Genomic DNA, 12068 nt, shown 5'->3' with positions numbered 1-12068 from the left:
GATGTTAGAACCTACCTCATAGTTTTTAAATGCTCGCAAGCATCAAATCTTCCGAGCTTACAAGCCTTTTCATAAAACTCGCGCGCCTTCTTTTTATCTTTCGCTACGCCCCAGCCCTTTTCGTATTGATATGCTAAATTTGAGCAGGCTAGCGGTTCGTCGCTTTTTTCGCACGCCTCGCTAAAATACTTCGCAGCAAGCGCGTGATCCTTTTGCCCGCCGTCGCCCTTAAAATACGTAACGCCCAAATTTACGCACGAATCCGCGTGTCCTTGCTCGCAAGCCCTCGTAAAAAATGTCCTAGCCCTGTCCGCGTCCTTTTTAACGCCTTCGCCGAGAGCGTAGCTAAGCCCTAGGTTATGGCACGCCTCGACCTGCCCCATCTTGCAAGCCTTGATCAAAAGCTCGATCGCCTTTTTCGTGTCTGGATAGACGCCGAGCCCCTTTTTATAGTTGTATGCAAGGCTCGCGCACCCCTCGCTGCTGTTTTTCTTGCAAGCATCGCTAAAAAGCTCATTCGCTCTTTTGCGATCCTGCGCCACCCCCTGCCCGTCGTTGTATAGTAGTCCCAAATAGACGCAGCCCTTCTGCTCGCCGAGCTTGCACGCCCTGTCGTAATAGCGTGCGGCCTGCCTGAAGCTTCTATTTGAGTCGTATGCATAGCCCAAATTTGCGCAGTCTAGCGCGTTTTCCTCGCCGCCGGTGTCGCAGTTGCGCTGTAGCTCATTTATCACGCGGTTTAGTTTTTTACAATCCATCTCGCTCCCCGCGGCGCAGCCCTTCCTTAGATCGTCGATCTCCGCCGCAGCGCCCGTCGCAAACAGCGCGGAGAGCAAAACCGCTCGCGCCGCAAATTTCAACCGCTCTTTAAGCGGTGCGCTTTTAAATTTTTGAAATTTAGCGCCGCTTTGGGCGCGACTGCTGATTCTCATTGTTTTATCCTTTATTTTAAAATTCATCTTAATTCGCGTAGAAATTTTACGAGCTCTTGCGCAAAGGGCTAAATTTTATCTTTTAGCTCTTTTAAAAATCTCTCCACCGCGGCCTCAAGCGCGATAAGATCGCCTCCATTATCTATCACAAAATCCGCCATAGCGCGCTTTTGCTCGATATCCGTTTGCAGTTCCACGCGGTGTTTTGCGGCGGCGCGATCCAGTCTGTTTCGCTTCATCACGCGCGCGATCAGCGTATCTTTAGGCGCATAAACGACCGCTACTTTATCAAAAAACTCATACCTCTTGCCCTCGAAAAAAAGCGGAATATCGACGAAATAGAGCTTTCCTTTCGCCTCCAAAGCCTGCGCCTGCAATAAAATTTCAGCCGTTATCTTTGGATGCAGCAACGCTTCGAGCTTTGCAAGCTCTGCGGGGCTTTTAAACACCAGCTCTCCTAGCTTTTTGCGATCTACCGAGGCGCACGAATTGGTCAAATTTTCCTCATCGCCGCTAGCGTCAAATTCCACATGCGAACTCAAATTTCTAGCCTGCGCGTCCTTTTGCACGACATATTGCGCGCCGAAAATTTCAGCCACCTGCGCAGCGCAGCGATCTAAAACGCGATGCGAAATTTGATCGGCATCGATGATCTCAAATCCGCGCTCGGCAAGTAGCTCGCAAACCGCGCTCTTGCCGCTTCCGATACTGCCAGTGATGACGACGGCGTGTCTAAATTTCAAGGTGAGCCTTTATAGCGTTTTTATTCGATTTTAGCTAAAATCTGCGAAATTATACCATCTTGGAGGATAAAATTTGATAAGCTACAAAGACGCTGGCGTCGATATAGACGCGGGAAATGACTTCGTAGAGGCGATAAAACCATTCGTCAAAGTGACGCAAACTCCGCACGTTTTAGGCGGCATCGGCTCGTTTAGCGGCGCGGTGAGGCTGCCTGCAGGCTACAAAAAACCTGCGATCCTAGGCGCCACCGACGGCGTGGGCACAAAGCTGCGACTCGCGATCGATGCGCGCAAATTTGACGGCGTCGGCCAAGACCTTGTCGCGATGTGCGTAAACGACCTCATCTGCAACTTCGCCGAGCCGCTGTTTTTTCTCGACTATTACGCGACGGCAAAGCTCGAGATCAGCGATGCAAAAGAGGTCGTAAAAAGCATCGCCGAGGGCTGCAAGCTCGCCCGCTGCGCGCTGATCGGCGGCGAGACGGCGGAGATGCCCTCGATGTATGAGAAAGGTGACTTCGACCTTGCAGGCTTTGCCGTGGGCATCGCCGAGGAAGATGAGATCGACCGCTCAAAATTCGTACGTGAGAGCGACGTGCTCATCGCGCTTCCTAGCAGCGGCCTGCACTCAAACGGCTTCTCGCTTGCACGAAAAGTAGTTGCCGAGCTAGGGCTGAAATTTGACGAGAAAATCGGCGGTCGCGCGCTCATCGACGTGCTTTTGGAACCGACCAGGATTTACGTCGGCGACTTTTTAAATTTAAAAGACAAGATCCACGCACTCGCGCACATCACGGGCGGGGGTATCGTGGAAAATCTGCCGCGCGTATTTCCACAGGGGCTGGGCGCGAAGATCGAGCATGCCGCGATCCGCACGCCTGAGATCTTTAAAATCATCGCGCAAAAGGTCGAGCCTGCAGAGATGATGAGGACGTTTAACATGGGCGTAGGTATGATCGTCGTAGCCCCGAAGCAAAACGCGGACTTTGTGCTCGCTAACACCGACGGCTACGTCATCGGCGAGATCGTAAAAGGCAGGGGCGCGCAGCTCGTGTAAATTTTAAGCGGTAAAATTTGCCGTTTTTTGCCAAAGCAGAATTTATGTTTAGACTAAATTTTAAAGCAGGTATTGCGACAGCTTCCAAAAACAGCGCCGAGAATTATTATATGATAGGCCTTGCGGACGACAAGTACGACTATAAGAACTATCTGCTTTTCCAAAGACCGATCAAGCTCGGGCGGTACGAGGACGCAGACGTGCCGCACAACGGCTTATACGCAGAGGCAATGGCGACGTATGCTATAACGGCTGCAAGGCGGTGAAAATCACTAGCGAGCTTATCGTTTTTGAGATCTAAGACAGCGTCATCACCGTGGATATCTGCGGCGTCAAAATTCCCAAGCGCTTCATTCAGTATTGCAAAGAAATTTTCGGCGATCTGCTTAGCATCGAGGGGTAAATTTAAATACGCAGCGGCACGTAAAAATTTACCTGCAACTGCCGTAAATTCTATCTGGAGGATACTACTCCGCGCCCTTTGCGTCCGCTTTTTCGATGAGACTTTTATACTCGTCTTCGCTTAGATGCTCCAGCCACATTACGCTTTTATCCTCCTTTTCAAAGGTTACCGCGATATGCTCGCCGTCTTCTTGCAGTCCGGCTCCGTGCCAGTGTTTGACGCCAGGCGGACAGAGCACTACGTCGCCAGCACGAGCGATTTGTACGACGCCGTCCGCCGTACCGGTGTAAATTTTACCCTGCGTTACGATTAAATTTTGCCCCGCGGGATGCGTGTGCCACGCCGTGCGTACTCCGCGTGGAAAATGCACCAGCGCTGCTCCTGCGTTTGCATAAGGCGTTGCGCCGAAAAGCAGCGTGACTTTCGGCAGCCCGCCTGCAAAAATTTTATCGCTAACCTTGTCATAGACGGCGAGATTTTCCTTTTTAACTAAAACTTGCTTTTCCTGCATCCTTTCTCCTTTGTTTATACTTTTCGCGATGTTTTCCCGTGTGTTTAAATTTAATGCACGCAGTATCGCTACCGTACTTAAAATTTTAAGAAATCTTCATTATGTTGGCTTTAAATTTAATCACAAATTTAAAGCCAAAGTGCAAAAGTCGCCTAAAATTTCGTAAGCCACTCTTTTATCTCTTTTTCGCTTGCTCTCTCGCCGAAGCACTTCCCCGCTAGCCACTCGCCGCTTCCGGCCATTTGGGCTAAATTTTTATCGCTATTTCCGAGCCCCGAGCTATAGACGGTACAAAACGGGATCACCTTTTTACCGCTAAAATCGTTGTTCTTTATAAACTCAAAGATCGGCCACGCCGCATCATACCACCAGATCGGATAACCTACGAAAACGACATCGTAGTTCTCCCAGCCTTCGATTTTGGCGTTAGCTAAAGACACTTTCCTAAGCGACGTATCATCATGCTCGCGGCTAACGCGACTTTTTGGATCGTTGTAGTTTAGATCCGCGTTCGTGTAGGGCTGCACGGGCTTTAGCTCGACTATCTCGGCACCTAAATTTTGTGCTATTAAATTTGCCACTCTGGCCGTATTGCCGCCTGCGGAGAAATAGACTACGAGCGTCTTTTGCGGCTCAAATTTTATATTTCCCGCCGCGCTTTGACCAGCCGCAAAGGAGCACATAGCAAGCGCTCCAGCCATTATTTTGCTTAGTTCTTTCATTTTGCTTTCCTTTCTCTTTCATCTCATCTGTTCTTGCCAAAATTTGACCGCTAAATTTCGAGGCGAAGTGTCATAAGATAAAACGCCGCATAAAAGAGGTCGCTAAATGCTTTTTAGGACTTCCCTTGCGTTTTGCGCCTTTGCTTCGCCTACGCATTCACCTAAAATTTTAAAAATTCTCTCGAATTGCTCGTCTGTGACGCCTAAATTTCTAGCTCCACCCAGGTGCGATTTTAGCTGCATATTGACGTTATTTAGCGCCGCCAGTGTTGAGACGGTGATAATCTCACGTCTAAAAAGCCTAAATTATCCCTGCTAAAAAGATAGCCGAAAAGATAGGTCTTCAGTCCGTGATCGACCGCAGGCGCGTCAAAAAGTACCGTACCAGAATAATCGCTCCCGAAGATGTATTTTTGCGTCTGCTCTCCAAGCACGTAAAAATCGCTGTCCACAGTAACCGGGCTCGCGTCTTTGCCGGCAACGTCCTTTATGCCCGCCGCCTCGCGCTCTTTTACGAGGTCGTTAAAAAGTATGAGCCCGTTTAATCCCATCGGAAAGCCGATATAGGCGCTTTGATGCGACAGCGCCTCTCTGATCTCGCTCACGCTAAGCTCTGCTTTTAGAGCGTTGCAGCGCGCCTTTTAGTTTGTCCGCATCTGCCGCTGCCGCATAAGCAGCCACGCTAACTAGCGCTAGCTGCTTATCACTTAGTGCCCCGCTAAGCTTTGCCGCGTGCGGAAGCTCGTTAAAATTCACCATCGTTTGCTCCTTTGCCGTGTTTAAATTTAAAGCGGCGTGAACTACTGGAATAATCCAAAAATTTCATCTTTGCTCCTTTTTTGGCAAGGCTTGTCTTGCAACTTGCAGACGAGCGCCAAAAAGTAAAAGTCACTCAAAGGCACTCGCAAAGTAGGTCGCTTAACGAAACGTAAAACTATTTATTTCTCATGGGCTTATCAAACGCCGACGCCGTCGCGTCCTTAAAGTCCATCGCCTCTCCTGCGATGCTTCTTGTGTCCTTCATATCCGCCATCACGAGCGCCATTTTTTGCTCGGCGTTTTTAAAGGCGCTCGAGCCCATAAAAAGATACTGTGCAGGCATAGCCTGGCGCGAGATCTCAAACATCACGGGCCCAAAGGTCGTCGGATCACCCGGCTGTTTGCCGTTGTAAGCCTTAAATTTCTCGATAGTAGCGCTTCTAAACTCATCGTAATCTCTGATCGCATTCGCACCGGTTTTAAGGCTATCGCCTAAAAATTCCGTCCTAAAGCCCGTCGGCATGACGTTTATCGCGCGGATACCGAACTGATTTAACTCCAAATTTAGCCCCTCGCTAAGCGCGGAAACGGCAAATTTACTCATACAATAAGGCGTGCTAGCCCCGCTCGTGCGAAAGCCGCCGATCGAGCTTAGATTAAAGATACGAGCGACAACTTTGTCTACGCTACCGCCGTCTTTTATCGCTTGCGGACGCATTAGTTTAAGCGCGGCCTGCGTTAGTAAAAACGGCGCAAAGACGTTTACCTCAAACTGCGTCCTTAAATCAGCCTCGCTTGTCTCCTCGACTATGCAAAAGCCCATATCCGGCGTTATTCACGAGGTTATCGATGCGACCGAATTTTTTCTGCGTCGCCTCCACCAGCGCCTTAAATTTAACTTGCAGATCGCCTTCGAATTTTAACTCGAACGGCAAAGAATTCTCGCTCTCGCCGCCGAATTTCTCATTTAGTTTTTTCATCGTTCTTGACGTGGCGACGACCTTATCGCCTCTACTTAGAGCGTATTTTGCCAGACTCTCTCCAAAGCCGCCCGTAGCGGCTGTGATAAGCCAGATTTGATTTTCCATGTTTTTCTCCTTTATTAAATTTTCTTTCGCGTTTAAATTTACGCTAGCTAATATCGCGTTTTATAAATTCTCGTCTCTTAATTGCCGTCTTTTGGCCAATTACGGATCGCCGTAATCGAAAAATAGGCTTGTTTTTATTGTTTTGGGGTATTATCCTTCATCCAGTTTACGAGCCACTTTACCCTGTCGTCGTCTCTGTGGTCGAAAAATAGCGTCTTATCGGTATCAAGTGCAGCGATAGCAGCCATATCATCAGGCGCAAGCGTAAAATCAAAAATGTCGAAATTTTGCCTCATTCGCTCGATTTTAACGCTTTTTGGAATGACGACGATGCCGCGCTGAATTAACCAGCGCAAAATAACTTGAGCCGAGCTTTTGCCGTATTTTTCACCGATACCGCTTAGTACGGCGTTTTTAAATATATTGTTTTTACCCTCGGCGAAGCTAGCCCACGACTCAAACGCTATGCCGTAGCCATCAAGCACGCACTTTAGCGCTTCACGCTGAAAAAATGGATGACACTCAAGCTGATTTACCGCAGGGATGACGCCGCTGTTTTCGCACAGATCGACGATTCGATCAGCGTAGAAGTTGCTAACGCCGATAGAGCGAACAAGGCCCTCATCGCGCAAACGTTTCATCGCTCGCCACGAGCCATAAATATCGCCATATGGCTGATGAATGAGATAAAGATCAAGATAGTCAAGCCCTAGCTTTTTCATCGACGCATCAAAGGCTTTTAGCGCGCGCTCCTCACCTGCGTCGCCGATCCAAAGCTTAGTAGTGATAAACAGCTCCTCGCGCTTTAGCCCGCCTGCAAGAGCCGTCTTAATTGCTGCGCCAACGCTTTCTTCATTAAAATACGCCTTTGCCGTATCAATGCTGCGGTAACCGACCGAGATCGCATCCTCAACGCATCTTTGCGTCTCTTTCGGATCTACCTGAAATACGCCAAATCCTAAAATCGGCATCTTATTGCCGTCGTTTAAGCTTACAAATTCCATTTTTGCTCCTTATAATTTTAATTTTTAAACTGAAATGATTATAACGGTTTTAAAAAAATGAGGTAGAACGATCCTGCAAAATCATTGCCTATTTCTGCAAATTTCATAAAAATACAAAATTTAGATCAAAATTTGTAGTTGTGGTGGGTCAAAAATGTAAATTTTAGATAAAAGAGGCTTGGAAGATAAAATCAACGAAAGAAACAGAAGGTCTGCTCGCACTAAATTTAAGCGCCCGTTATGGCTAAAACGTGCGCTTTGGGCGGTAGTCCAAACATCCTGGAGTACTCTTCTATTAAACTGCGACGGACTCGCATAACCGACGGCAAATGCAGCCTCTGCGGCATCTAAATTTTGATTTAATAATAGTTTTTTTGCTTCTTCGAGACGGATCTTTTTTTGAAATTGAAGCGGACTAAGCGCCGTGATACGCTTAAAGTTATGATAGAGCGACGATGCGCTAATGCCGAGCTTTCTAGCTAAATTTTCGATATTTATCGCTTCGGCGTAGTTTAATTTTATCTCTTTAGCGGCGCGCGCGATGCGGTTTTCTATGGTTTCTAGCATTGCGTATTGACGCAAGAAATCGCCGTTTTTGCCCTTTAAGAGTATGTATAAAATTTCCTTTATCGCGAGATTGGCTAAAAATTTAGCATCGTTAGGACGGTCTAGCAAACGGATGAATTTAAATACGGCTTCAAGTAGTTCATCGTCTACCGCTCCGATAGCCAACCCGGCAAACTCGCCCTTTTTGCTCTCGGCACCGCCTATACCATCGATCACGCTTAAGATATCTTCTAACTCGAAGTTGATCTTTATAGCTAGATACGGACAACCCTTGATCTTTGCAACGGCGGGGATGTGCGTAGCGGTTAGCAGATAGCGCTGCTCGTCGTACTCGTAAAAAGCATTGCCTACTTTGGCTAGCTTCGAGCCTTTAAAAACCATACAAAGCGCCGGCTCGTAAACGCCGCTTAAAAACTCGGTCGGCACGCTTGCTCGGTAGACAAATAGCTCCTTTATATCGCTTTGTATCTTGCCGTCTGAGCTAAATTTAGCGTCCAAATACTTGCAAATTTCATCTATCTTGCTCATTGTGCCTCCTTGATTTTTTGAATTTTAGCAAAATTTATAAAATAGCAAGCTGCGAATATCCACCGGCCCGCTTTCTCAAATTTAGCAAGCAAATAGGCAAAGTCGGCTAGCCAAATATTTAAAAGAACTCAATCCAAAATGATAAATTCGGACGGTTTAACGACCGTCCGAAAATCAAAAGTCAAAGCAAGAGGCTAAAGCCATAAACCAATTTACTCCATTTAAATTTATCTTGCCAGCTCAAGAATTTTAGCGATATTTTCGCGGCTGTAGAGCTCCGCCATATTCCACGCTTTAGCGTTTGTCGCGGCTACGTCTATAACCTCGTCCAGGATCTTGCCTTCGATACCGAGCTGCGCGAGACTAGTCGGCGTGCCGATCTTATCAAACCACGCCTTAAGCGCCAGGGCACCCTCATCTGCGCTTTTAAGACCGAAAATTTCACGCGCGAAACGCTCAAACGCGCTTAAATTCCTATCCTTATACCACTTCATCCACGCAGGCATTACCACGCTAAGACCGGCTCCGTGCGCGCAGTCCACGACCGCGCTCATCGCATGCTCTATCATATGGTTCGGATAGCCGAAGCCGCCCACGCCCACGTAGGTTAACCCGTTTAGCGCCATCGTCGCAGCCCACGCAAACTCGGCGCGCGCATCGTAATCGCTCGGATCTGCGAGCAGGATTTCAGTCGTGCGGATGACGGTTTTGATGTTAGCTTCGATATAGGCTCGAACGATGTCCGGGTGGACGCTAGCGGTAAAATACCCCTCGATGCTGTGCGCGATGATGTCGCTCGCGCTATATACGAGATACTCGCGGCTGACGGTTGCTTGCAGCTGCGGGTTTATGACCGAGACCTTCGGGTATAGACACGGCGCGCTGATCGGGTATTTTTGCTTGGTCTGCTCCTTAGTCACCACTCCGCCGCAGTTCATCTCCGAGCCCGTCGCGGCAAGGGTGATGATATCAAAAATTTTAAGCGCGACGCTCGGGCTTTTGCCGGTGAAAAAATCCCACACGTCGCCCTCGTAGCAAGCGCCCGCGGCTACGGCTTTCGCCGAGTCCAGCACGCTTCCGCCGCCCACAGCAAGCACGCTATCGGCGCCGAATTCTTTAGCGAGCTTGATCGCTTCATTTACTTTACTTAACACGGGATTTGATTTTATGCCGCCAAGCTGCGTAAATTCTATACCGCTTGCCTTTAAGCTGCTCTCCACGACGCCCATCAGACCGCTCTTTCGTACGCGCTCGCTGCCGTATAGTACGAGAGCTTTTTTCGCGCCCGCTTCCTTCATATACTGCCCGATATGCTCCTCTTTACCCTTGCCAAATTCTATCCTCACGGGGTTGCAAAAACTAAAATTTGTCATCTTTTCTCCTTTAAATAAAGTTGCTAAATTATAGCCTTTTTTAAAATTTTGCGGTAGCACGATACTCCAAATTCATTGCCTAATCGTGCAAATTTAAGTATAACCCGCGTAAATTTAAAGGAGCTTAGATGAACGAAGCAGATAAAATTTTAAAAGATGCCGCAAAGATCACCGGCGAGCTGTATCTCGCCCATAGATACGTTCAGACGCCCATACAAGCGTTTAGCCTCTATCGCCAAACTAACCCTCGGACTTCACGCGACGATCTATAAGCCCAGCGCGTACTTATGCCTGCGCGGCGGCAAAATGGTGGAATTTAGCGGCAAACAGCATCGCTACGATACGCAAAAATTCCTACTTTGCGCAAGCGACTTGCCGATTTTGGGGCGAGTAGAGCACTACCCGTTTCTATCGGTAAGCATTAAATTTCAAAGCGAGGACATTCTTGAAGCGCTAAAGGTGATAGAGAGGCAGAGCCGCGCGGGCAGACTTGAAAGCAGCCTATACTTCGGCGATATGAGCTACGAGATCGCGGACGCCGTTTCTAGGCTCATATCTTTGCTACGGCGAGAGCCTGCGAGCCTAAAGCACCTCGGGCGTTTGGCGATAAAAGAAATTTTATATACGCTGATCTTAAGCGGCGTTGGGGGATTTCTCAGCCGCTTCGTCATGCAGGGCACGGCGGAAAACTCCATCGCGCGCGCAATGAGAGAGATTAAAAGCCGCTTTAAAGAGCCGATCAACATGCGCGAGTTGGCGGCCGAGCTCGGCATTAGTCCGTCGTCGTTTTATCATAATTTCAAAAAAATTACCGCGCTAAGCCCGCTTGATTTTCAAAAGCGCATTAGACTGCAGGAAGCTAGATATATCTTGCAAAACAAAGGTGGCACGGCTTCTCAAGCGGTCTTTGACGTCGGATACCAAAGTCCGTCGCAATTCAGCAGGGAGTACGCGAGGATGTTCGGCATGCTGCCTAAAGCTCACGCGCAGACGCTTCGAGACTAAAAAGCGGACGAAATCAGGCGATCATCGGTTTGGATGGGTTTTGTGAAATTTAAACCGCCTTTGCAGCTTAAATTTAATTGATTTAAACGCAAATTCCACATCTAAAATTATAAAATTTTGATTAAACATTGGCTTCTAAAAAAATACATTAGTGCCGCTAAATTCCAGCGTCATTATATATTATGGATTATAAGTGCTGTGAAATTTTAAAGCTGCGAACGCCCAATATCGGCACGGCGATACCCTCTTCTGTGACCGCGCCCCCGTGCTCGGTCTGCGTAAAATAGGCAAGAACGTCGTCGCCTACAAGTCCATGCTCATCCAGATAGCGCGCTAGTAGTGCAGGCTCGTATAACACGAAGCCGCCCAGCTCGGAGAAAATTCGCCTTTTCATTCGCGCCTTTCTTTGATCGCCGTGCGCGTCGTACGCAGAAATTTTACCGTCCATTTGCCCCCTTTATATTTGTTTTCGCAGCGCCGATGAAATTTTATCACAGTGCCCGCGGCAGGAAAAATTTCATCCTGTGATCGCGCCACAGATGAAATTTGAGCTCCGTTTCGCACTCAAATTTTACAGCCCGCGGTTTTTGCCGTCCATGCCTTGGCATCTGTCTACGAGCCAGCGCCCGTCCTTACGCACGAGCAGAAAGCGGCGCGCAAAGCCATGTTCGTCCTTGGCGTAGATGTAAATTTTATTTTTACTCTCGCATTCGGCGTCCGTTAGCTCGTACCCGCCGTAGGTGCCGCCCTCCATCATCGAAAACGAAATGCCCTCGGGGCGGAAGCCGCTGCGTCTAACGGGCGTGCAGTAGCGCGCAAAGAGCTCGTCGCACCTACGCTGCACCTCGCTGTCGTCTGCGTCATCGATTCGCGATGTGGCAAATTTCTCCCACTCGCTCATCGCCGCGAAAAATTCTAAAAGCGCACTCTGCGCTGCCGCAGCGTCCCGCGGATCAAGCTTCTTTTTGTTCTTTGCGGCGTCTCTTTGCGCCTGTTCGAATTCCGCGATCTGCTCCTTGCTGAAGCGCCCGCCGCCAAGATAAAACTGGATTTTCGTATCCGCCGCGGCTAGCAGCCCCGCAAAGCTCACGTGCGAATTGACCAGGCGCAGCGATTTTAGCTTCGGGATTTGCACGATCGCCTTTAGACCCTCGTCCGTGATGCTAACGTTTTCGATACCGATGTGTTCGAGCTTGGCGTCCCCCGCAAAATATCTAAACCCCTCGCCGCTTATCTTATCGCTATCTTGCAAAAACAGATACGCAAGCTTCGGTAGCGTGGCTAGATGCTGCAGCGCCGCGTCCGTAATCGCCGTAGCTATAAAGCCCATATTTACGAGGCTTTTTACCTCGCAGATGCGGCGCACCATCTCATCG

General features: G+C 48.8%; 18 protein-coding genes. 4 read left to right on the top strand and 14 right to left on the bottom strand.

Annotated features, from left to right (window positions below):
* Positions 1-11: 11 nt before the first annotated feature.
* Positions 12-932, bottom strand: a complete 921-nt coding sequence (locus tag Q0224_RS07205) for a tetratricopeptide repeat protein (protein ID WP_297950185.1) — start codon at positions 930-932, stop codon at positions 12-14.
* Positions 933-1000: 68 nt separating this feature from the next.
* Entirely contained in the window at positions 1001-1675 is a 675-nt protein-coding gene (coaE, locus tag Q0224_RS07200) for a dephospho-CoA kinase (protein ID WP_297950183.1), read from the bottom strand.
* 73 nt (positions 1676-1748) lie between these two features.
* On the opposite strand from coaE, the gene purM reads away from it, so the two are divergent.
* Positions 1749-2732, top strand: coding sequence for a phosphoribosylformylglycinamidine cyclo-ligase (gene purM / locus Q0224_RS07195; RefSeq protein WP_297950181.1), 984 nt, complete (start codon positions 1749-1751; stop codon positions 2730-2732).
* A 44-nt stretch (positions 2733-2776) separates the two neighbouring features.
* Positions 2777-2998: an Imm10 family immunity protein gene (locus Q0224_RS07190; protein ID WP_297902341.1), complete on the top strand. Its 222-nt coding sequence runs from the start codon at positions 2777-2779 to the stop codon at positions 2996-2998.
* A gap of 201 nt (positions 2999-3199) precedes the next feature.
* Here Q0224_RS07190 and Q0224_RS07185 read toward each other — a convergent pair whose 3' ends face one another.
* From Q0224_RS07185 to Q0224_RS07145, 10 genes are all read right to left on the bottom strand, one after another.
* Positions 3200-3646, bottom strand: a complete 447-nt coding sequence (locus tag Q0224_RS07185; RefSeq protein WP_297950179.1) for a cupin domain-containing protein — start codon at positions 3644-3646, stop codon at positions 3200-3202.
* A gap of 152 nt (positions 3647-3798) precedes the next feature.
* Entirely contained in the window at positions 3799-4368 is a 570-nt protein-coding gene (locus tag Q0224_RS07180; protein ID WP_297950177.1) for a flavodoxin, read from the bottom strand.
* A 102-nt stretch (positions 4369-4470) separates the two neighbouring features.
* Positions 4471-4611, bottom strand: a complete 141-nt coding sequence (locus tag Q0224_RS10995) for a carboxymuconolactone decarboxylase family protein (protein ID WP_366939507.1) — start codon at positions 4609-4611, stop codon at positions 4471-4473.
* 11 nt (positions 4612-4622) lie between these two features.
* A complete protein-coding gene (locus Q0224_RS07175; RefSeq protein WP_297950175.1) occupies positions 4623-4973 on the bottom strand; it encodes a hypothetical protein in 351 nt (116 codons plus the stop codon).
* 1 nt (position 4974) lies between these two features.
* Entirely contained in the window at positions 4975-5127 is a 153-nt protein-coding gene (locus tag Q0224_RS07170) for a hypothetical protein (RefSeq protein WP_297950173.1), read from the bottom strand.
* 175 nt (positions 5128-5302) lie between these two features.
* A complete protein-coding gene (locus tag Q0224_RS07165; RefSeq protein ID WP_297950171.1) occupies positions 5303-5950 on the bottom strand; it encodes an SDR family NAD(P)-dependent oxidoreductase in 648 nt (215 codons plus the stop codon).
* On the bottom strand, positions 5913-6215 hold the full coding sequence (locus tag Q0224_RS07160; RefSeq protein WP_297950169.1) for an SDR family NAD(P)-dependent oxidoreductase: 303 nt from the start codon (positions 6213-6215) through the stop codon (positions 5913-5915). The genes Q0224_RS07165 and Q0224_RS07160 overlap by 38 nt, the downstream gene beginning before the upstream one ends.
* 134 nt (positions 6216-6349) lie before the next feature.
* The gene (locus Q0224_RS07155; RefSeq protein WP_297950167.1) at positions 6350-7219 is read right to left on the bottom strand and encodes an aldo/keto reductase; all 870 of its coding nucleotides are present in this window, start codon (positions 7217-7219) and stop codon (positions 6350-6352) included.
* 120 nt (positions 7220-7339) lie between these two features.
* Positions 7340-8314 carry an AraC family transcriptional regulator gene (locus Q0224_RS07150; protein ID WP_297950165.1) on the bottom strand — a complete coding sequence of 325 codons (975 nt, stop codon included), beginning with the start codon at positions 8312-8314 and terminating at the stop codon, positions 7340-7342.
* A 227-nt stretch (positions 8315-8541) separates the two neighbouring features.
* Positions 8542-9687 (bottom strand): iron-containing alcohol dehydrogenase, encoded by a 1146-nt coding sequence (locus tag Q0224_RS07145; RefSeq protein ID WP_297950163.1) that lies wholly within the window; start codon positions 9685-9687, stop codon positions 8542-8544.
* 128 nt (positions 9688-9815) lie between these two features.
* Here Q0224_RS07145 and Q0224_RS07140 point away from each other — a divergent pair, with 128 nt between their 5' ends.
* Both Q0224_RS07140 and Q0224_RS07135 read left to right on the top strand, forming a co-directional pair.
* The gene (locus Q0224_RS07140) at positions 9816-9959 is read left to right on the top strand and encodes a hypothetical protein (protein WP_297950161.1); all 144 of its coding nucleotides are present in this window, start codon (positions 9816-9818) and stop codon (positions 9957-9959) included.
* Positions 9960-9993: 34 nt separating this feature from the next.
* Positions 9994-10692, top strand: a complete 699-nt coding sequence (locus Q0224_RS07135; protein WP_297950159.1) for an AraC family transcriptional regulator — start codon at positions 9994-9996, stop codon at positions 10690-10692.
* A 187-nt stretch (positions 10693-10879) separates the two neighbouring features.
* Here the strand turns inward: Q0224_RS07135 and Q0224_RS07130 are convergent, their stop codons facing one another.
* Both Q0224_RS07130 and Q0224_RS07125 read right to left on the bottom strand, forming a co-directional pair.
* Positions 10880-11140, bottom strand: a complete 261-nt coding sequence (locus Q0224_RS07130) for a hypothetical protein (RefSeq protein WP_297950158.1) — start codon at positions 11138-11140, stop codon at positions 10880-10882.
* Between the two features lie 123 nt (positions 11141-11263).
* The coding region (locus tag Q0224_RS07125) for an NTF2 fold immunity protein (RefSeq protein ID WP_297950157.1) at positions 11264-12068 on the bottom strand (805 nt) is incomplete at its 5' end.

The organism is uncultured Campylobacter sp. (assembly GCF_938002845.1).
GTDB lineage: Bacteria > Campylobacterota > Campylobacteria > Campylobacterales > Campylobacteraceae > Campylobacter_B.
The sequence above is the reverse complement of the archived record's forward strand: the minus strand, read 5'-3'. Positions and strand labels throughout refer to the sequence as shown.